General features: G+C 63.1%; 22 protein-coding genes. 7 read left to right on the top strand and 15 right to left on the bottom strand.

What is annotated here, in order from left to right:
• Nucleotides 1-73: 73 nt before the first annotated feature.
• Nucleotides 74-838, bottom strand: coding sequence for an AraC family transcriptional regulator (locus YA0848_RS33950; RefSeq protein WP_169903861.1), 765 nt, complete (start codon nucleotides 836-838; stop codon nucleotides 74-76).
• Nucleotides 839-954: 116 nt separating this feature from the next.
• Between YA0848_RS33950 and YA0848_RS33945 the strand changes: the two genes are divergently transcribed.
• Nucleotides 955-1,197 (top strand): DUF6555 family protein, encoded by a 243-nt coding sequence (locus YA0848_RS33945; protein ID WP_034113055.1) that lies wholly within the window; start codon nucleotides 955-957, stop codon nucleotides 1,195-1,197.
• A gap of 16 nt (nucleotides 1,198-1,213) precedes the next feature.
• Nucleotides 1,214-1,486, top strand: a complete 273-nt coding sequence (locus tag YA0848_RS33940; RefSeq protein WP_034113054.1) for a hypothetical protein — start codon at nucleotides 1,214-1,216, stop codon at nucleotides 1,484-1,486.
• Nucleotides 1,487-1,547: 61 nt separating this feature from the next.
• On the opposite strand, the gene YA0848_RS33935 is transcribed toward YA0848_RS33940, so the two are convergent.
• From YA0848_RS33935 to YA0848_RS33925, 3 genes are all read right to left on the bottom strand, one after another.
• On the bottom strand, nucleotides 1,548-1,718 hold the full coding sequence (locus YA0848_RS33935; RefSeq protein ID WP_080758716.1) for a metallothionein: 171 nt from the start codon (nucleotides 1,716-1,718) through the stop codon (nucleotides 1,548-1,550).
• Between the two features lie 89 nt (nucleotides 1,719-1,807).
• Nucleotides 1,808-2,260 carry a DMT family transporter gene (locus tag YA0848_RS33930; protein ID WP_034096940.1) on the bottom strand — a complete coding sequence of 151 codons (453 nt, stop codon included), beginning with the start codon at nucleotides 2,258-2,260 and terminating at the stop codon, nucleotides 1,808-1,810.
• A gap of 4 nt (nucleotides 2,261-2,264) precedes the next feature.
• On the bottom strand, nucleotides 2,265-2,753 hold the full coding sequence (locus YA0848_RS33925; protein ID WP_034113053.1) for a DMT family transporter: 489 nt from the start codon (nucleotides 2,751-2,753) through the stop codon (nucleotides 2,265-2,267).
• Nucleotides 2,754-2,870: 117 nt separating this feature from the next.
• Here YA0848_RS33925 and YA0848_RS33920 point away from each other — a divergent pair, with 117 nt between their 5' ends.
• The 3 genes from YA0848_RS33920 (at nucleotide 2,871) to YA0848_RS33910 (ending at nucleotide 4,537) form a co-directional block, all read left to right on the top strand.
• Nucleotides 2,871-3,803, top strand: a complete 933-nt coding sequence (locus YA0848_RS33920; RefSeq protein ID WP_047882911.1) for a LysR family transcriptional regulator — start codon at nucleotides 2,871-2,873, stop codon at nucleotides 3,801-3,803.
• A gap of 141 nt (nucleotides 3,804-3,944) precedes the next feature.
• Nucleotides 3,945-4,163: a hypothetical protein gene (locus YA0848_RS33915; protein ID WP_080758715.1), complete on the top strand. Its 219-nt coding sequence runs from the start codon at nucleotides 3,945-3,947 to the stop codon at nucleotides 4,161-4,163.
• Nucleotides 4,160-4,537, top strand: a complete 378-nt coding sequence (locus YA0848_RS33910; RefSeq protein ID WP_034138684.1) for a type II toxin-antitoxin system VapC family toxin — start codon at nucleotides 4,160-4,162, stop codon at nucleotides 4,535-4,537. Before YA0848_RS33915 ends, YA0848_RS33910 begins: the two co-directional genes overlap by 4 nt.
• 12 nt (nucleotides 4,538-4,549) lie before the next feature.
• On the opposite strand, the gene YA0848_RS33905 is transcribed toward YA0848_RS33910, so the two are convergent.
• Together YA0848_RS33905 and YA0848_RS33900 are read right to left on the bottom strand one after the other, a co-directional pair.
• On the bottom strand, nucleotides 4,550-5,869 hold the full coding sequence (locus YA0848_RS33905; RefSeq protein ID WP_034096936.1) for an Nramp family divalent metal transporter: 1,320 nt from the start codon (nucleotides 5,867-5,869) through the stop codon (nucleotides 4,550-4,552).
• 41 nt (nucleotides 5,870-5,910) lie between these two features.
• Nucleotides 5,911-7,464, bottom strand: a complete 1,554-nt coding sequence (locus YA0848_RS33900; protein ID WP_169903863.1) for a DUF726 domain-containing protein — start codon at nucleotides 7,462-7,464, stop codon at nucleotides 5,911-5,913.
• A gap of 282 nt (nucleotides 7,465-7,746) precedes the next feature.
• Between YA0848_RS33900 and YA0848_RS33895 the strand changes: the two genes are divergently transcribed.
• Nucleotides 7,747-9,555, top strand: coding sequence for a monovalent cation:proton antiporter-2 (CPA2) family protein (locus YA0848_RS33895; protein ID WP_034096934.1), 1,809 nt, complete (start codon nucleotides 7,747-7,749; stop codon nucleotides 9,553-9,555).
• A 72-nt stretch (nucleotides 9,556-9,627) separates the two neighbouring features.
• Entirely contained in the window at nucleotides 9,628-10,182 is a 555-nt protein-coding gene (locus YA0848_RS33890; protein WP_034096933.1) for a hypothetical protein, read from the top strand.
• Nucleotides 10,183-10,318: 136 nt separating this feature from the next.
• On the opposite strand, the gene YA0848_RS33885 is transcribed toward YA0848_RS33890, so the two are convergent.
• The 9 genes from YA0848_RS33885 to YA0848_RS33845 all read right to left on the bottom strand — a co-directional run.
• On the bottom strand, nucleotides 10,319-11,038 hold the full coding sequence (locus tag YA0848_RS33885) for an alpha/beta hydrolase (protein ID WP_169903864.1): 720 nt from the start codon (nucleotides 11,036-11,038) through the stop codon (nucleotides 10,319-10,321).
• A gap of 11 nt (nucleotides 11,039-11,049) precedes the next feature.
• Nucleotides 11,050-11,805 carry a precorrin-6A synthase (deacetylating) gene (gene cobF / locus YA0848_RS33880; RefSeq protein ID WP_034096931.1) on the bottom strand — a complete coding sequence of 252 codons (756 nt, stop codon included), beginning with the start codon at nucleotides 11,803-11,805 and terminating at the stop codon, nucleotides 11,050-11,052.
• On the bottom strand, nucleotides 11,802-12,404 hold the full coding sequence (locus YA0848_RS33875; protein ID WP_169903865.1) for a histidine phosphatase family protein: 603 nt from the start codon (nucleotides 12,402-12,404) through the stop codon (nucleotides 11,802-11,804). Before YA0848_RS33875 ends, cobF begins: the two co-directional genes overlap by 4 nt.
• 83 nt (nucleotides 12,405-12,487) lie before the next feature.
• Complete coding sequence (locus YA0848_RS33870; protein WP_169903866.1) at nucleotides 12,488-13,465, bottom strand: LysR family transcriptional regulator; 978 nt, start codon at nucleotides 13,463-13,465, stop codon at nucleotides 12,488-12,490.
• A 51-nt stretch (nucleotides 13,466-13,516) separates the two neighbouring features.
• On the bottom strand, nucleotides 13,517-14,458 hold the full coding sequence (locus YA0848_RS33865) for a peptidylprolyl isomerase (RefSeq protein WP_034096929.1): 942 nt from the start codon (nucleotides 14,456-14,458) through the stop codon (nucleotides 13,517-13,519).
• Nucleotides 14,455-14,931 carry a YbjN domain-containing protein gene (locus tag YA0848_RS33860; RefSeq protein ID WP_034138689.1) on the bottom strand — a complete coding sequence of 159 codons (477 nt, stop codon included), beginning with the start codon at nucleotides 14,929-14,931 and terminating at the stop codon, nucleotides 14,455-14,457. The genes YA0848_RS33865 and YA0848_RS33860 overlap by 4 nt, the downstream gene beginning before the upstream one ends.
• Nucleotides 14,932-14,951: 20 nt before the next feature.
• Nucleotides 14,952-15,578, bottom strand: coding sequence for a hypothetical protein (locus YA0848_RS33855; protein ID WP_034096927.1), 627 nt, complete (start codon nucleotides 15,576-15,578; stop codon nucleotides 14,952-14,954).
• A gap of 18 nt (nucleotides 15,579-15,596) precedes the next feature.
• Complete coding sequence (locus tag YA0848_RS33850; protein WP_169903867.1) at nucleotides 15,597-17,297, bottom strand: putative porin; 1,701 nt, start codon at nucleotides 17,295-17,297, stop codon at nucleotides 15,597-15,599.
• 42 nt (nucleotides 17,298-17,339) lie between these two features.
• Nucleotides 17,340-17,856, bottom strand: a 517-nt coding sequence (locus YA0848_RS33845; protein WP_198731549.1) for an energy transducer TonB family protein, incomplete at its 5' end; no start/stop codon positions are given.

The raw sequence follows: 17,856 nt of genomic DNA, 5'->3' as shown, positions 1-17,856 counted from the left end.
CAGTTGAAGCCGCCAGTCTAGGCAGCGCGCCGCGCCGGTATCGGCCAACTGCTTCAGGATTTCGGCCAACTCTTCAACTGCAGTACTGCGACGGCGCCACTCCCAGCTCGCGACGGAACATGTCGCTGAAACTGCTCGGCGAATAGCCCAGCGCGCGGGCGATGCCACTCACCGACTGCCCCTGGATCAGCGCTGCCACCGCCGTGGCCAATTGCACCTGACGTCGCCACTCGGCGAAGCCCATACCCAAGTGAGTCTGGAACAACCGCGCCAGGGTACGCACGCTGGCACCCGCCGCTTCGGCATGCTGCTCGAACGCAATCGCCAGGGACGGAGCCGCCATAACCGCCTGGCACGCGTTGATCAGGCGGCGGTCGGCGCCTACCGGCATGGCGATGCGGATCGACGAACGCCGCGCGCGGTGCAGTTCCAGCAGGGCCAGGCCCACCACCGCGTCGTAGTAGGCGCCATCGCCGCTGTCACCCTGCTCCACCAGCGTGACGATCAGCTCGCGCAGCAGCCCTGCGACCTCAATCACCTGTACCTCGGCATCCAGCGTCGCCGCCAACGCAGGGCGCAGGTAGATGTTGCGCATCTGCAAATCCGACACCACGCGAATCCCGTGTTCCACCCCCGGTGGCAGCCAGACCGCACGCTGGGGCGGCACCACCAGGGCTTCGCGCGGGGTTTCCACCCACATCACGCCGCTCATGGCGTAGAGCAACTGGCCCCAATCATGGCGGTGCGGTTCGATGTACAGGCCGCGCGGGTAAGTGCGCGCCAACGGCTGCACGGGAACGGCGTGATCGGTGAGGTCGGGGGGCGAGGCCAGGGCCATGGTCGGTCAGTCGGTGGCGAATGAGCCGCCATGGTAAACAGCACCGCTCGACAGTCCGAGTGAATTTTTAGCGCGCCCCAGGATCACTTGCTTACACCACCAGGGACGATGGCCCCATGAATAACGCAAAACTGTTTGTGATCGACTACACCCTTCATGGCGAAGCCAAGTCATTCATTATCCGCCTGGAAAAACTCGACATGCTGGAAGCCTGGCATTGGGCCAGTTGTGACGCGGGCGTCGGCCGTATTGGCCGCTTCGCGCGGGAACAGGTGAAAAAAACCAGCCCGGCCCAGGCTGAGAAATACGGCATCCAGAATGTGCAATGGCGCCGCTCGGACGCGCGCGCCCAGGCGTGAACAAGGAGATAACCCCATGGTTTTACCGCAAAGAGTCAACGGCAAGGCGCGGATCGATTACACCCAAGACACCCTGTTCGGTCCGCTGGCCAAACATGCCGAATGTCAGGTCAGCCTTCAGCACACACCCGATTGGCTGGTACTCGACGTGTTCCAGCCTTTACCTGAAGATCTTCAAGACGCGCAGACCGTGGTGTTCGCACTGGAGGGTCGACGCACCAGCGCCGTGGTCAAAGACCGTCAGCGCCTGGCCGACCATAGCCTGCGGTTGGAGCTGGAGACCCAGTAACGCCTGGAGGCCTGCGTGGCGAGCAAGGCTGCTCGCCACCATCACCGAACTTACGGCGCCTTCAGGTTTTCGCCGATTTGGCGCACTCACACCCCGTGGCCGAAGCACAAGGTTCACCGTGGGCATGGTGCTCGGCACAGCCCTGGCAGCAATAACCCTTACCGTCCTTCATTACCGCATCGACGCCCAGCACACATTTGCAGTGTGGGCAGGCACAGGTTTGATCTGGCATGGTCAGACTCCTCGTTCATGGTCGTCACGGTGCGGCGAGCGCCGGCACCATAAGCACTGACTGCCAGCCTGCGCGGATCGTTCCAACCATCAGTCGGTGCGCGTATTGCTGCGGTACATGAACACCAGCGCCAAGGCCAGACAGGCCATGGCGACGAGACGGCTGCCGGACAGTTCGATGGCCGGGTTGCCCAGCCAGCCGAAATTGTCGATCAGCATGCCCATGCCCAATTGCCCGACGATCACCGCCACGGTGGCCACCGCCGTGCCGACCACCGGCACCGCGCCCACCATGACCATCATGTACACCACGCCGAACAACGCCCCGGTCAATTGCCACTTCGGCACGTCCAGCAGGCTTACGGCCTGGGCCGGCTCAAAGAAGAAAATCAACAGCGCCGTGGTCAATGCACCGACCGCGAAGGTCAACAGGCTGCTGCGCAGCACGCCGACTGTCTGCCCCAGGCGGCCATTAATCGCCGCCTGCACGCTGAGGACCGCGCCGGCGGCAATCACCAATATCAGTAAAAAAATCAGATTCATCGCCTTACCCTCGTGCAATCAAAACAAGTGCCGCCACGATCAACGCCAGCGCGATCCAGCGCTCGCCATTAACCCGCTTGCGCGCCGTGCCGAACCAGCCGAAATGGTCAATCAGCACGCTCTTGCCCACCTGCCCCGAGAGGATCGCGATCATCGTCATTGCAATGCCGATGTGCGGCGTGGCCAGGGTCAACACCACTACGTACATCGGCCCGAGGAAGCCGCCGATCAACTGCCAGCGCGGCAGTTCGGTGAGCGCCGGGCCTTTTTGCGGGCCACTGAACAACAGCAGCAAAAACAGAATCGCCGCACCCACGCCGAAAATGCTTAAGGTCGCCCACAAATGCCCCACCTGCTCGCCCAACGGCCCCAGCAAACCGGCTTCCACCGATAAGCCCATGCCGGCCAGGATCACCAGCGGCAACAGCAGCAAGCGCAATAAATTTCTTTTCGGCCTGGCCTGGGCCGCGTCTTCGATGGAACTTGCCTGCATACATCACCCGCGTTTCAAGATTGAAAAGATGGCGGGGATTATCCGGTGGCCGCGCTGTGCGATAAATGGGAGTATGCGGACAACACCTTTGCGCAAAACGCACAGCACGGAGCCACCATGCAGGGTTTGAATGAGCTGAGTTTCAAGGCGTTGCGCCTATTTGTCGCGGTGCTGGACCACGGCAGTTTTTCCGAAGTGGCGCGTCGCGAGGGCCTGGCGCCCTCTTCGATATCGCGGCAGATCCAATTAATGGAGCAGGCCCTCGGGCAACAGTTGCTGTATCGCCACACCCGCGCGGTCAGCCCCACCGAGGCCGGGCGCCTGCTCGGGCGGCATGCGCGCCTGGTGCTGGAGCAATTGGAAGCCGCCGGGCAAGCCCTGCAGGAGCAGGAGCGCGAACCCAGCGGCCTGGTGCGCATCAACGCGCCGATGGTCTTCGGCCAGCGCCACCTCTCGCCATGGCTGGGCGAGTTATGCCGGCGCTATCCGAAGCTGCAACTGGATATCCAGCAAACCGACACCTACGTCGACCCCTTGCAGGACGGTACCGACCTGCTGTTTCGTATCGGCGTGCTCAACGACTCCAGCATGCAGGCGCGTATTTTCGCGCCGCAGCGCTTTCGCATCGCCGCCAGCCCCGCGTATCTGGCCCGGCACGGCACGCCCAGTCATCCCGACGAACTGGTCCAGCACCAGTGCCTGGCCTACAAAGGCGTCACCGGCCAGCAACGCTGGTTCTTTCGCCGCGCCCAGGGCGACTGGACGCCGTACAGCGTCAAAGGCCCCATCACCGGCAACCACGCCGACACCCTCACCCACGCCGCCGAACAGGGCCTGGGGCTGGTGGTGTTCCCCTCCTGGTTGATTGGCGACAGCCTGCGTGCCGGGACCTTGCAGGCGGTACTGACCGACTACGAAGTGGCAACCACCCTCGAACCGCAACAGATCGCCGCGTTGTGGCCGGGCAGCCGGCGCCTGTCGCTGAAGGTGCGTACGGTGATCGATTACTTTGTGGAGTGTTTTGGCGCAGTGCCGTATTGGGACAGGTGACCGGTACCTATGACGAGGCGTGCGACTGTTGAGGATTTTTCTGATGGAAAAAAGTAGGCTCGTTCTGATTTCACGGGCCACTATTTAAGGGCAAGTACGGGTTACGGCAGACTTTGGCGACATCTTTTCAGGAGAGGCGCCATGGGCTTGACCTATAAAAAACACTCACGCACTGAGCGGGCCGCTGCGGTAAATGCTGGGTCCGTTTCCGATAGTTCACAGGGTTTTGGCTATAGCTGGCCAAAGGACGCGCAACGTCGGCGGATTGGCGCCATGAAAGGAAAGCTGGAGATCCCCGATGACTTCGATGATCCACTGCCAGATGAGTTGCTATCTGCGCTTGAGGGCAGCCTTCCATGAGAGTGTTGTTGGACACTCATATCCTGCTCTGGGCCTTGTGCGACCACCCGAAGTTATCCCACAAGGCCCGAAAACTGATCGAAAGTGCCACAGAGATTTACATCAGCGCTGCGACATTCTGGGAAATGGCGATCAAGGTCGGCCTGGGAAAACTCGATGTGGACCTGGAAGAAATGCGTGAATACTGCCTGGAAAGTGGCTTCCTGGAACTGCCCATCACCTCAGAGCACGCCATCGCGGTAAAAAATCTCGACCATCACCACAAGGACCCGTTCGATCGCCTGATCGTCGCAACCGCTATGAATGAGCCGATCAAACTGTTGACTGCCGACCTGCGCCTGACTCAATACACAGCATGGGTGATCCTGGTGTGACGATGCCTGGATTCAGAACAACCACTGCCCAATCAACCACGCATTCGCGCCACTGATCAGTGCGAACAGCAGCCACGCCAGCAAACGCGTGGGTAGCCGATTCACAAAGGGCCCCATCAGTTGTTTGTCACCGGTCATGCGAATCAACGGGTACAGCGCAAACGGCAATTGCAGGCTAAGCACCACCTGGCTGAGCACCAGCAGTTTGCCGATCGCCTCATCGCCCATCAGCCACACCCCGACAAACGCCGGGATCAGCGCCAGCCCACGGGTGATCAGGCGGCGTTGCCAGCAGGGAATGCGCAGGTTGAGGTAGCCCTCCATGATCACCTGCCCGGCGATGGTGCCGGTAAAGGTCGAACTTTGTCCGGACGCCAGCAAGGCGATGCCGAACAGGATACTGGCGAAGGCGCCGCCGACCAGAGGGTCGAGCAGGTGATAGGCGTCCTGGATTTCCACCACATCGGTGTGGCCGGTCTGGTGAAACGCGGCGGCGGCCAACACCAGGATCGCGCCGTTCACCAGCAGGGCCAGGGCCAGGGAGCCGATGGTGTCGATGCGCGCCAGCTTCACCGCGTCCTGTTTGCTGGCGAGGTCCTTGCCGATCAGGCGGGTTTGCACCACGGAACTGTGCAGATAAAGGTTATGGGGCATCACCGTGGCGCCCAGGATGCCGATGGCCAAGTACAGCGGCGCTGCATCGCTGATCGCTGACAATGACGGCACGAAGCCGCTGAACACCTCGGGCCAATGGGGTTTGATCAACACCAGCTCGACGAAGAAACACACGCCAATGGTCGCCACCAACGCCAGCATGATCGCTTCCAGGCGACGGAAACCACGGTTTTGCAGGGCCAGGACCAACAAGGTGTCGAATGCGGTAATGACAATGCCGGTGGTTAGCGACACCCCCAGCAGCAAATGAAACGCCAGGGCGCAGCCAAGCACTTCGGCCAGGTCGGTGGCGATGATGGAGATTTCCGCCAGCACCCACTGGGTGCGCGCCGAGCGTCGGCTGTAGCGTTCGCGGCACAGTTGCGCAAGGTCTTTGCCGGTGGCGATGCCCAACCGCGAGCACAGGCACTGCACCGCCATGCCCGCCAGGCTGGCCAGCAACACCACGAACAACAGGCTGTAGCCGTAACGCGAACCCGCCTCGATGGCCGTGGCCCAGTTGCCTGGGTCCATATACCCGATGGAGATCAATAGCCCAGGGCCGGCGAACATCAGGGCGCGCTTGAAAAACGACGCCTTGGGATCAACGATAACGGAGCCGGCCACTTCCGGCGGGCAAAAAGGGGCGGTAGCGATTTTTGGCAGGCTGAATTTCACGCGGTATCCCAGGCAAACACACTCGACAAGCGTGCAGCTTATCAGTCGGACGCGACCGTGCGCATCACCGTCTCCCGAGGCAGGTCATACGCTTCCACCACCTGCACCACCAGGTCCAGCTCCTGATTCAGCGCTTCGCGCTCCATGCGCTGGCGAATCGCGCCGATCACCAGCACCGCCAGGGTGGTGACCGAATACGCCGGGCCGGAAAACGCCCGCACACCCGTTACCAGCAGCATCGCGGCGGCCAACGCCTGGCCCACCACCGGAATAGCCGTGGCCGCCCCACGCCGCAGGATAAAACCGGTCAACCCGGCCAGGGCGGTGCCGCTCAATGCTGCGGTGGCCGAACGCCCCTTGTCGAAACGACTGAAGACGCCCTGCTCTTTCTGCGCGGCCACCTTGAGTTCCGCATCGAACACCAGCCGGTCGGCGTTGCTGAGTTTGTCTTTGTACTGCGCGATCAGTTTTTCCGCGATCCGGGCCTCAAGGTCAGCCAACGCCAGGGTTTCGAGTGGCGCGTCGAATGTGATGCCCACGCGCTGCGCCACATCGTCGGCAATTTGCCGATAGCTCACGCCATGGCCACGGGCAAGGTTCATAAAGCTGTCACCGCCCATGCGTTGCAAGGCGATGGTCAACTTGAGCGGGTCACGCACCGTGGCGTCGATCGAGGCACTGCGTTTTTGCGCCAGCAGCTCGGCCAGAAACTTCAACTCCTCCGGCCGCCCTTGCACCAGGGCCGTATACAGATCCGCGTCCTCCTCCGCAAAGCGCACTTCGCTGCTGCGCTGGTCTGAACGGATCATGCCGCGCCGCTCGTGCAGCAGGTCGGTGTACTGCACCACTGTTCGCAATTGCGGCCAATAAGCCGCGTGATCGAAGGTGGCCAGGTGCACATTGCAGACCTTGGCTTTAAGCGCAGGGGTGACCGGGATCGGATAGCGGCCGATACAACGCTCGGTGTCCGGCTTGATGGCCAGGGCCCAGTCCTTGCTGGAATGGCAGTTGATCACCCGCCCTTTCAGCAGCGCCGACACCTCATCCCACGGGCTTGACGTGCAGATCGCCCCGCCCATCAGCAGCAGGTTGTCCAGCGGCAACTCGCGAGCGGTGTCCGGGTTGGCCAGCAGGCTCTTGACCAGAATCCGCGCGCCCAGGGAATGCCCGATCAGGTTGATACGCTGCACCGGCAACGACGCTTGCTGCAGGTAGCTGGCCAATTCAGGCAGCAAACTCTTGGCCACTTCATCGACCCGCGCCTCAACGCTCTTGTAGTGATCGAGGAAATAGGCAATGGCCTTGCCTACCCCCACTGTCGCCGCGCCCAGGCTACCGCCGCCGAGCATGGCCGTGATCACGTCCTTGAACGGCGCGAACAGGTTCTCCAGAAAATGTCCCGCTGGCCAGAACAGCATCAGGTTGGTCGAGCCTTCGATGCCGGCCAGTTGTTGCGTGAAATTGCCCAACTGCTGCCGGTTGAAGAATGCCGAATACCCATGCACGTAGAGATTGAGCACCTCGCCCTGGGGTTCGCCGCACAGCAGAAACGTGGGCTTGCGGGTGCGGTGCATGTCATCCCACTGGTGCTGCATGGGGTAAAGACTCCGGGTAACGAGGGACGGCGATAGTAACAAACTGTGAGTGACGGCAAGGTGAATCCTGACCGGCGTGGCCGTTTCTAATGCTCGGCCTCCATGCATAAGCCCGAGACAGGCTCAGGCGATGGCAAAACGCCCAACTGGCGAAGTTATCGATTTTCCCCTGCCCATCCGGGAAGGTCGCCACCTGCTACGCAGCAAAAACACAATTCTCATCCTGTAAAAAGCGCTCTAATACCCGCCTGTTGATTGGTTTTGAAGATTTTGGAGTTCGCAATGCCCCATGAAGGCAACCTGTTACAAGCAGCCGTGGTGTTTCTGCTCGCGGCTGTGCTCACCGTGCCCCTGGCCAAACGCCTGCAATTGGGCGCGGTGCTGGGCTATCTGTTCGCCGGGGTGATCATCGGCCCGTCGGTGCTGGGTCTGATCGGCAACCCGCAAAGCGTGGCGCAGTTTTCGGAACTGGGGGTGGTGCTGCTGCTGTTTATCATTGGCCTGGAACTGTCGCCCAAGCGCTTATGGGTGATGCGCAAGGCGGTGTTCGGCGTCGGCCTGGCCCAAGTGCTGTTGACCGGTCTGGTGATGGGCGTGGTGGCACTGTGGCTATTTGGCCAGACATGGAACAGCGCCATCGTGCTGGGCCTTGGCCTGGCGCTGTCGTCCACGGCGTTTGGCCTGCAAAGCCTGGCCGAACGCAAGGAGCTGAACCAGCCCCATGGTCGTCTGGCCTTCGCGATCCTGCTGTTCCAGGACATCGCCGCGATCCCGCTGATTGCCATGGTGCCGCTGCTGGCCGGCAGCGATCACCCCACCACTGAAGCCCAGGGCCTGCAGCATGTGTTGCAGATCCTCGGCAGCATCGCCGTGGTAATCGTCGGCGGACGCTACCTGTTGCGCCCTGTGTTTCGTATCGTCGCCAAGACCGGCTTGCGCGAAGTGTCCACCGCCACCGCACTGCTGGTGGTGATCGGCACGGCGTGGCTGATGGAACTGGCGGGTGTGTCCATGGCCCTCGGCGCCTTCCTCGCTGGCCTGCTGCTGGCGGATTCGGAGTACCGCCACGAACTGGAAGCGCAGATCGAACCGTTCAAGGGCCTGCTGCTGGGGCTGTTCTTTATCAGCGTGGGCATGGGCGCCAACCTCAGTCTGCTGCTCAGCTCGCCGCTGATCGTGATCGGGCTGACCCTGCTGCTCATCGGTCTGAAGTTGCCGTTGCTGTACGCGGTCGGCCGTCTGGTGGGCGATCTCAATCGCGAAAGCGCCCTGCGCCTGGGCGTGGTGCTGGCGGCCGGCGGTGAGTTCGCCTTCGTGGTGTTCAAGATCGGCCGCGACCAGGGCCTGTTCGAGCCGCACCTCTACGACGTGCTGGTGCTGACCATCACCCTGTCCATGGCCGTCACGCCGCTGCTGTTGCTGGTGTGCCCAAAGCTGTTCAGGCCCAAGGTCAAACCGGTGGAAGTGCCCGAGGAATACCGCGCCATCGAAAGCGACGCGCCGCGTGTGGTCATCGCCGGCATGGGTCGTATGGGCCAGATCGTGGCGCGGATCCTGCGCGCGCAGAACATCTCCTTTATTGCCCTCGACACCTCGGTGGAAACCATCGAATTGACCCGCAGCTTTGGCGGCATGCCGGTGTTCTACGGCGATCCGCAGCGCCCCGAGATCCTGCACGCGGCCAAGGTCGACCAGGCGGAGTTCTTCGTGATCGCCATGGACGACCCGGAGATCAACATCAAGACCGCCGAGCTGGTACGCAACCTCTACCCGCACATGAAAATCATCGCCCGTGCCCGTAACCGCCAGCACGTCCATCGCTTGGTGGACCTGGACGCCTCACCGGTGCGCGAGACCTTCTACTCCAGCCTGGAAATGAGCCGCCGCGCCCTGGTCGGCCTGGGGCTCAGCCAGGCCCAGGCCGATGCGCGCATCGCGCGCTTCAAGAACCACGACCAGCAAGTGCTCGCCGCCCAACACGCGGTGTACGACGACGCCGCCAAAGTCATGCAGACCGCCCAGGAAGCCCGGGCAGAGCTGGCGCGGCTGTTTGAAATGGACCGACTTGAAGAAGAGTCCGACAAGGTGTGAGGTGCGGGATAAACGATCTTGCGAAATTTCTGACAGAATACGCCGCAATTTCGTTTATCCCTGGAGCGCTTCATGGCCACTTTCACCAAGACCGCCGTCCTGCTGGCCCTTGCGCTTACCGCCGGCAGCGTATTCGCCGCCGCCAAACCGACCACGCAAACCATCACCACCCTGGGCGGTAAGTTCAGCTTCACGCTGCCCAAGGCCTATGCCGCCGACACCCTGCCGCCGGACAAGGCCCAGGACGGCAGCGGTGTCACCCAAGGCACGATGTACGCCAACCAGACCACGAAAAGTGTGGTGATCGTCGCCGAAACCGTACGCAACGACGCTATCGACATCCAGGACAACGACCCGCAGTTCCTCGATGGCGCCGTGGCCGGCTTCGTCAAGGACCAGAGCGCCGCCCTGCCCGACTTCAAGAAACTGAGCGAGAAAAAACTCACCTTCAAGGGCCTCGGCCTGCGCCAGGTGGACAGCACTGCCACCCAGGGCGGCGGCAAGACGCTCAACTCCACGTTCCTTGGCGGTTCGGGCAACCATCTGCTGGTGATCCAAGCCATTTCTCGGGCCGACGACGCGAAGGGTCATGCGGCACTGGTCAAGCAGATCACCGGCGGCAAATAAACCCGACTTGCTAGCGGTGCAGAAGATGAGTATCGCCCCATCGGGGGCAAGCCCCCTCCCACATTCGCGATCTACTGTAGGAGGGGGCTTGCCCCCGATGGCGGTGTGAAGTGCGCCCCAAAAGTTAGCTCAGGCATTACTTCAGGCTGTCTTCCAACCACAGCTTCACGTCCTGCACTTCCGCCTCGCTGATGGTATGCGGCATCCCCGGATACCCATGAAACGTCGGTTTAAGACCCAGCCCCCTCAACACCTCGTCCGCCCGCGTCGCCGATGCGTAGGGCAGCGTCTGATCCAAGGTGCCGTGGCCAATAAAGATCGCCAGTTCATTCAAGCGCGGATCGGGCTTGAGCTCAGCCTTGAGCACGGGCAGAACGCTGCCGCTCAACGCCGCGATGCCACGCACCCGCTGCGGATCACGCAACGCCACTTCATACGCCATGATCGCGCCCTGGCTGAACCCAATCAGGAACACCCGATCGCTGCGGGTGTGGTATTTGGCGGTGGCCTGGCCCACGAAGTCCTGGATCAGCGCGGCACTGCGCTGCAGGTCGGCGGTCTCGCCGTCGTATTCGCCATCGCCCGGGGTCTTGGTGAACCAGCGATAACCGCTGGGCGCCACCGGCATTGGGGCGCGTGCCGACAGGTAAGTCCAGGTCGACGGCAGCGCGTCTTTGATGCCGAACAGATCTCGCTCGTCGCTACCGAAACCGTGCAGGAAAATCACCAGCGGCTGGTTGCGCGCCTCGCTCTGGGTCTGTTCCAGGTAGGCCAGGGGCAAGTCAGTGTGCAGCTCGGTGTCGGCATGGGCGCCGCCGGCCATCATGGCCAGCGCCAGGGCGAAGAGTTTGAACATCGGGCGTTACCTCAGGGTTTGCGCAGCAAATAGGTGTCCATGATCCAGCCATTGGCTTGGCGCGCGGCCTTGCGCACCCGTTGGATATCTTCGGCCACGTCAGCCACTTTGCCGCTGATGAGGATTTCATCCGGCGTGCCCAGGTAGGCGCCCCAGTAGATGTCCAGGTCTTGATCGGCAACGGTGCGGTAGGAGTCTTCGGCGTCGAGCATCACCACCAGGGTATCGGCATCGCTGGCCTGCCCCGCCGCCAGGCGTCGCCCGGTGGTGATCTCCACGGACTTGCCGATGCGGTTCAACGCCACCTTATGCTGGGCCGCCAGGGCCTGCACGCTGGTGATGCCGGGGATTACTTCGAACTCGAACACGCATCGGCCACTGGCCAGGATCGCCTGCAGGATGCGGATGGTGCTGTCGTACAGCGCCGGGTCGCCCCAGGCCAGGAACGCACCGACTTCGCCATCAGCCATTTCCTCGTTGATCATGCGCTCGAAGGTGGCTTGCTTGTCGCGGTTGAGGTCTTGCACGGCGGTGGTGTAGTCGATATCGCCGCGCACGCGCTCGGGGCAGTCGGCCTCGACAAAGCGGTAGCCGGGTTCGGTGATGTAGGTCTCGCAGATCTCGCGGCGCAGGTCGATCAACTTGTCTTTGCTCTGACCTTTGTCCATCAGGAAAAACACGTCGGTGCGATTCAGCGCCTTCACGGCCTGCATCGTGATGTAGTCAGGGTTGCCGGCGCCAATGCCGATGATCAGGATGCGTTTCATGGGGTGCTCTCAGTGCGGGGCGTGGATTTTGCCATGTTCATGGCTTGGGCGTGAGTTTCCAGACGCAGGCGCCACACCTCATTGAAGCGCAGCTCGGTGGCCGACAGTGGCTCGACATCGATGCGGTAGAACATCGACATCGGCAACGCCATAACCGATAGCAGCGCGGCACGAATCACAAACGGATGGGTGACGGCCACCACATGGCCCGGCTGCCCTTCAAGGGACTTCAGCCACAGCGCCACCCGCGCGCGCAGCTGGTCGACCGACTCGCCAGCATGGGGCGCAGTGGCGCTGTCGGTGTGCCAGGTACTCAACTGGGCCGGCTCGATCCGGCCAATATCCCGGCCCTTCCAATGCCCCAGATCGAGATCGCCCAGGGCCTGGTGGATCTGCACCGCCGCGCCGAACAACCCCGCCGTCTGCCGGGTACGCGCCTCCGGCCCACTCAACAGTTGCGAATTGGGGCCGTATTGGTCGGCCAGGGATAACGCCGCGCTTTGCCAATCCATAAGCACCGACTCGTCATCGGCAAAGCGCCCCTGCTTTTGGTGGGGGGTGACGGCATGGCAGATCAGGGTCAAACGGGTGGCGCGCATCGCAGGCGGCTCCAACGCAGCAGTCAAGACCGGCAAGCCTGGCGCAGTTGCCGCCAGGACGCAACGACGGCTGCCCGATGGCACTAGTCAAACCAGTCGCGCCGCCCCTCGAATGTTCCGACGATCAGCTCGACGATCATCTGCACCGCTTCGGGGTGGCGCACCTGCGCATTCACCGCCAGCCAGACCTGGCGCTGCATGCTGTCGGCCAGTAACCCCGGCAGGGCCACCAGGCCGCGGTCGACACTGCTCATATACTGCGGCAACAGACCGATGCAGGCGCCGCAGCGGATCATCTCCAGCATCAGCGCATAAGCGTGCACCTGCACCATGGCGGCCAGCCGTTGCTGCACCAGTTGGTTCCACGGTTGCAGCGCATCGACCTGGGCATCGGGCTGCCATTGCACCAGCATGTAGTCGTCCAGGTCTTCCACACTGTCCGGGCGGGTGGTCAGGCGTGAATAACGTTTGGCGATATGCGGCAGGTAGCGCAGGCGCGCCAGGGCCTGGGGCGCGTGGGTGGCAAAACTCGGGCCGGATGCACGCTCGTCCCTGTCAGCCAGCCACAGCACCACGTCTGCCTCCACGGCGTGCAGGGATAGATGGCTGTCGAGGGCGATGATCTCCAGGCGCACGCTGGCGTTGCGTCGCAGCAAGGCGATCAGGTCGCGCCCGAGGATGTCATGCAGGATCGGCGCGGCCACCGCCAGGCGAATCAGCGGCTGCTCCACCACCGGTAAACGCCGCTCATCGGCCAGGGCGAGCAGTTGCGCCTGCAAGTGCTGACCGTCGCGGCTGAGCACCAGGCCGTTGCCGTGGTAGCTGAACAGCCCACGGCGCAGCTGTTCTTCCAGTTGCGCCAGGCGTTTGCGCAGCAGGGTCGCCTTGACGTTCAAACTGCGCGCTGCCTGCATAAAACAGCCGCAACGGGCGCTCACGAGGAAATAGCGCGCCACCTCCGGGTCGATCTCATCGGCCAATGCCAGCCAATTGCGCCGCGACTCGGTGGGCACGCGATAGGCGGCGGTGCCCTGTGGGCCGGACGGTTCCAGTAATGCCATGGCAGACTCCTTGTCTTGTGGGTCGGTGCATCCAATGCCGCTTGCCGCGTGTCACTCCAGCACTTTGTTGAGTTCGGCGCCGTCGATGCTCAGGGTCGCCGTGTTGAGCATGCCCTCCAGATAAGCCTTGGCGATCTGCTCCTGGCGTTGGGCACGCAGGGCTTGGGTCAAGCGTTCACGCACCTCGTCGAGGGTGGCGGTGCGCGCCGGTTGCTGGGCGGTGAGTTTGAGCACATGGAACCCGGCGGCGCTTTGCACTGCGTCCGAAACCGCGCCGACCTTGAGGCGCGCCACCGTCTCGCGCACCTGAGGCACCAGCTGTTGCAAGGGTTGCAAGCCCGAATCGCCACCGCGTGCGGCGGTGTCGGGGTCCTGGGAAAACTGCGTGGCCAGGGCGGCGAAATCCGCCGGTGCGGCCTGGGCCTTGCGGCTCAGCTCTTGGGCCTGGCGGCGTACCGTCTCAAGGCTTTGCGGGTCATTCACGCTGAGGAAGATCTGACTGACGCGGTACAACGGCGGCGTCACCCATTGCGCCTTGCCGCTGTCATAGGCTTGCTGCAATTCGGCGGCGCTGGGGTAATCGGCCGGCACCTGACTGACCGACAGCATGTAATCGCGGAACACGATCTGCTCAGTGGCGGCGCGAGTCTGTTGCTCGACCTCCGGGCGTTGCCGCCAGCCCTGGGCGTCGGCCTGTTCGAGCACGGCCTTCTGCGCCAGGCGCGAGCGAATCCAGGTTTCCAGCGCGCCGCGGTTGCCGCGCAGTTGCTCGCGGGTTTCGGCGGGCAGGCTGGCCAGCACACTTTTCAGCTCTTGCGGGTCGATCTGCTGGTTGCCCAGACGCGCCACCGCCGGGCCCGCAACGCTGGGGCTGGCCACCGGCGCCGGGGCTTGTGCGGCGACCGGGTCGCTGCCCGGGCGCAGGCTCAACCCCACGGCCACCACCAACAGGGCCAGCGCACCCGCGCCGACCATCAGGGTTGGCTTTTTCACAGCGTTGCCACCTCCTCTTCAGCCACCGCCGGAGCGGCGCTTTGCGCCTGCAGCTGCGCGGCGTTCTGGCTGTATTCGCGCAGGTAGACGATAAACTCCTGCAACAGGCGGTCCCACAATTCCAACTGACTGCGCAGGTGAGTGGCCGCGACACCCGCCACCACCACGTCCATTTCCATCAGCAAAAACTCGCCTTGCAGCGACAGCCGGGCGAAACGGCGCGAAGCGTTCCACACCTGGGCCAGGCCCTCAGGCAACTGGCCCTGCACCCGCAGAGCGCAGCTGTAGGTGAAATCCACATAGGCGCCCTGCTCCGTCGCCGGGTTGCCGAAGCGCACGGCAAACCCGATGCCCTGGCTGGCGCTGAGCAATTGCACGATGCCGTTCTGGTCGGTCTGATTGACCCGGTAGCCGGCCTCTTGCAGCAATTCGGTCAGGCTCTGGGCGGTGACGTGATTGATCAATGCGTTCATGTTCGGTGCTTCCTTGTCGATCAGGGGTGGGCGCCCGCCTGGGGCGCATCGAAACGGCTCTTGTACAAATCGTCGCCAAAGCCCTGGGCCAGTTCTTCGAACTTGACCCGCGCGCTGCTGGCGAAGGGCTGGCGGATGCTCATTACCTCGGCCACGTCGATTTTTTCGTAGGCCGCCAGCAGCTGCCGGGCCACGCCGTACATCTGTTGATTCTTGACTGAACATTGCTGCACTTGTGTGTCACGTTCGGCCAATTGCGCCTGCAAGCGCGCACGCTCGGCCTCCTTGCCCTTGGCCAGCACCAGCAGTTCGTCATAAGCCTTCTTGAACTTGCCGATCTGCTCGTTACTCGCCGCCACTTGGGCCTGGGCCTGGCTGTGCAGGCTCTGTTGCTGGCCGGCCAGTTGCTCGGCCACGCCGCGCGCCTTATTCAGCTCGGCGGTCAGTTGCTGGATTTGCACCTGGGCCTGCTTGGCCTGGTTTTCGGCGGCCAGCCGCGCGGCACTGGCCTGGGCTTGCTCGCTTTGCAGGGCCTGCAATTGCTGGGTGGTGCTGCGCAGTTGCGTGCGCAGGCGCTCCTCCATGCCTTCGGCCGAGGCCGCGCCGGCGACCAGCAGCAATAACAACCCGCAGATTCGCGTGTTCATGGGGCATCTCCCTGCGCATCAGAAGCGCGTGTTGAGTTCCAGTTGCATCACATCGACTTCGAACGGCTGGCCGTAGACTTCCGAGGCGCTCAACCAACGGGCGCTGGCGTAGATGTTCTTTTCGATGCCGTAGTTGGCGCCGATGAAATAGCCCTTGGCGTTGGTGCCGCCCAAGTGGAACGAGGAGTCGTTAAACCCGTCTGGCAACGCGTCGGGCTGGATGTACTTGTAGCCGGCCAACAGGTTCCAGTCGCCGCGTTTGCGCATCTCCAGCGCGCTGCCGAGGGTGAACGAAACCATCAAGGCATTGCCGCCACTTTCAAACTGGCCGTTGCTGTTGATGTTGTTGACGATCTGGCCCTCGCTGCGCTTGAGCATCTCGCCCTTGTCGTAGGCCAGGTTGTGGATGAAGTTGGCCTGGGTGCGCAGCTTGAAGTCGCTGGGCAACTCGCTGTCCCATACCGCGTTGAGGTCCAGCACGTTGAACTTGGAGGCCAAGCCGACGTATTGCGGTTCCGGCGTCGTGCCGGGGGTGGCCGGGTTGGGCGTGATATTGCGCAGGTTGAACACGCTGTTGCCCTTTTGCATAAAGGCCACCCGCGTGCCGTCGGTGTCGCAGCCGGGTTGACCGGCCCATGGGCTGCACGGGCTGGAGCGCTCGCCTTCGATGTCCTGGAACTGGTAATAGGCCGCCGCGAGCTTGAGCGTGTTGGCGGGGTTGATCTTCCAGTCCGCGCCGATCTGTCCGCCAAACAGCCACTTGGTGTCGCTGCTTTCCTTGTCGATGCCGTTGCTGCTGGCGGTGTCGGAGGTGTACTCCACCGGGAACGCGCCGAGGGTGCCGAACAGGCCCCATTCGTTGTTGAGCCGGTGATTGAAGATCGCCGCCACACCGTCGAAGTTGAGGTCGTTGGAATACATCATGTCGGTGGAATAGAACGGGTTGCCGATCCGCCCGCCGGTCAGCGTCACCCCGTCGGCGGCTTTCCAGCTCAGGTACCCCTGATCGAGCCAGATGTCTTTTTTGCCAAAGCCACCGCCCAGGGTCTGGGTGGTGGACACTGGGTTGTTGTCCGAGCCCGTGCCCAGGCGAATGCCCGCGGTCCACTCCGGCGAAATCACCGCTTTCATGCCCAGGCGTGCGCGCAGGCGGAACAGGTTGGAGCGGTCCTCGCGGGTATTGAGCAACGGCGGGAAGCGCGTATTGGAGCTGGGGTTGACGTCATACGGGCCGTTGTCGTTGAGCTTGGCGTAGTCGGTGATGGTGTCGTCGTTGCGCCCCGAGAAGTAACGCGACTCGTCACGCAAGCGGATATCGCCATCGAAACTCACGCGGGACACCCAGTCCGGGAACGTGTTGGGTTGCGCCCAGTTTTCCTGCTTGGCGGTGGCCATGACCTCAGCCTTGACTTGGTCGCGGATCTGGTCGCGCACCGCCTGCGGCACATACTGCACGCGCACATCCCCAGGCGCAGTGGGCGGGCCGCTGGCGACCACCGGCGCGGCATTGGCCTGGCGCGCCTGCTGGGCCTCTTTTTCGGCCTGGGCGATCAAGCCGTTGGCGGTGTCCTGGGTGAGCACACCTTGCTGCACCAACAGGCGGATCAGGTTGACGGTGACGTTTTCCGAAGGCGCCACCGGCGCTGCCGCCGCGGTGCCGACGAGGGTCGCGATGACCATGCCGACCGCCAGGGTCAGTCGATTCACGGGGGAAATCATGTGTACGCAACTCCTGTAAAAAACCGTAGAGAAAGGGTTCGATCAATCCGGGCGACGGCCCTTGAGCGCCAGGCGCACCGGCATGGTCACGGCCGCCGGCACTCGCTGTGTGGCATGGGGCGCACGCACGGCCGCCAGCACCTGGGCGTCGGTCTGGGCATCGCCGCTGGACTTGACCAGCTCGGCGCGTACCACCTGCCCCTCGGCGTTCAGCCATAAATCCGCCTGCACCGCATACGCCTTCTTGCGCAGCTCGGGGTCGTCGCGCAGCAAGCGTTGAAACACGCCCGCCAGGTATTGCTTGTAAGTGCCGGTACCCAGGCCACCGCCGCCGGACCCGGCCATGCCGCCGCCCTTGCCCGCGCCGATGTTGAAAGCGTCAGTGCCGGACTGGGCGTCGCCGTCGATCTGCATCGGGTTGGCCAGGTCATCGGCCGGTGACGGCGGTGCTTCCTCGGCCGGCTTGACCTCTTCCGGCGTCGGGGTGGGCTGCGGCTCAGGGATTTTTTCTTCCACCTTGGGCTCCGGTTCCTTGGGTTTTTCCGGCGGCGGTGGGGGC

This window comes from Pseudomonas sp. S4_EA_1b (assembly GCF_016307435.1).
Classification (GTDB): domain Bacteria; phylum Pseudomonadota; class Gammaproteobacteria; order Pseudomonadales; family Pseudomonadaceae; genus Aquipseudomonas; species Aquipseudomonas rhodesiae.
Note: the sequence above shows the minus strand (reverse complement) of the source record. Positions and strands in the feature narration are given on the sequence as shown.

Bases quoted from the DNA above. Each gene is read 5' to 3' on its own strand.
- cobF (WP_034096931.1), bottom strand. From the start codon at position 11,805: ATGAAACGCATCCTGATCATCGGCATTGGCGCCGGCAACCCTGACTAC.
- YA0848_RS33935 (WP_080758716.1), bottom strand. From the start codon at position 1,718: ATGCCAGATCAAACCTGTGCCTGCCCACACTGCAAATGTGTGCTGGGC.
- YA0848_RS33940 (WP_034113054.1), top strand. From the start codon at position 1,214: ATGGTTTTACCGCAAAGAGTCAACGGCAAGGCGCGGATCGATTACACC.
- YA0848_RS33850 (WP_169903867.1), bottom strand. From the start codon at position 17,297: ATGATTTCCCCCGTGAATCGACTGACCCTGGCGGTCGGCATGGTCATC.
- YA0848_RS33915 (WP_080758715.1), top strand. From the start codon at position 3,945: ATGGGCTTGACCTATAAAAAACACTCACGCACTGAGCGGGCCGCTGCG.
- YA0848_RS33900 (WP_169903863.1), bottom strand. From the start codon at position 7,464: ATGCAGCACCAGTGGGATGACATGCACCGCACCCGCAAGCCCACGTTT.
- YA0848_RS33950 (WP_169903861.1), bottom strand. From the start codon at position 838: ATGGCCCTGGCCTCGCCCCCCGACCTCACCGATCACGCCGTTCCCGTG.
- YA0848_RS33890 (WP_034096933.1), top strand. From the start codon at position 9,628: ATGGCCACTTTCACCAAGACCGCCGTCCTGCTGGCCCTTGCGCTTACC.
- YA0848_RS33855 (WP_034096927.1), bottom strand. From the start codon at position 15,578: ATGAACACGCGAATCTGCGGGTTGTTATTGCTGCTGGTCGCCGGCGCG.
- YA0848_RS33945 (WP_034113055.1), top strand. From the start codon at position 955: ATGAATAACGCAAAACTGTTTGTGATCGACTACACCCTTCATGGCGAA.
- YA0848_RS33930 (WP_034096940.1), bottom strand. From the start codon at position 2,260: ATGAATCTGATTTTTTTACTGATATTGGTGATTGCCGCCGGCGCGGTC.
- YA0848_RS33895 (WP_034096934.1), top strand. From the start codon at position 7,747: ATGCCCCATGAAGGCAACCTGTTACAAGCAGCCGTGGTGTTTCTGCTC.
- YA0848_RS33860 (WP_034138689.1), bottom strand. From the start codon at position 14,931: ATGAACGCATTGATCAATCACGTCACCGCCCAGAGCCTGACCGAATTG.
- YA0848_RS33920 (WP_047882911.1), top strand. From the start codon at position 2,871: ATGCAGGGTTTGAATGAGCTGAGTTTCAAGGCGTTGCGCCTATTTGTC.
- YA0848_RS33910 (WP_034138684.1), top strand. From the start codon at position 4,160: ATGAGAGTGTTGTTGGACACTCATATCCTGCTCTGGGCCTTGTGCGAC.
- YA0848_RS33885 (WP_169903864.1), bottom strand. From the start codon at position 11,038: ATGTTCAAACTCTTCGCCCTGGCGCTGGCCATGATGGCCGGCGGCGCC.
- YA0848_RS33870 (WP_169903866.1), bottom strand. From the start codon at position 13,465: ATGGCATTACTGGAACCGTCCGGCCCACAGGGCACCGCCGCCTATCGC.
- YA0848_RS33925 (WP_034113053.1), bottom strand. From the start codon at position 2,753: ATGCAGGCAAGTTCCATCGAAGACGCGGCCCAGGCCAGGCCGAAAAGA.
- YA0848_RS33875 (WP_169903865.1), bottom strand. From the start codon at position 12,404: ATGCGCGCCACCCGTTTGACCCTGATCTGCCATGCCGTCACCCCCCAC.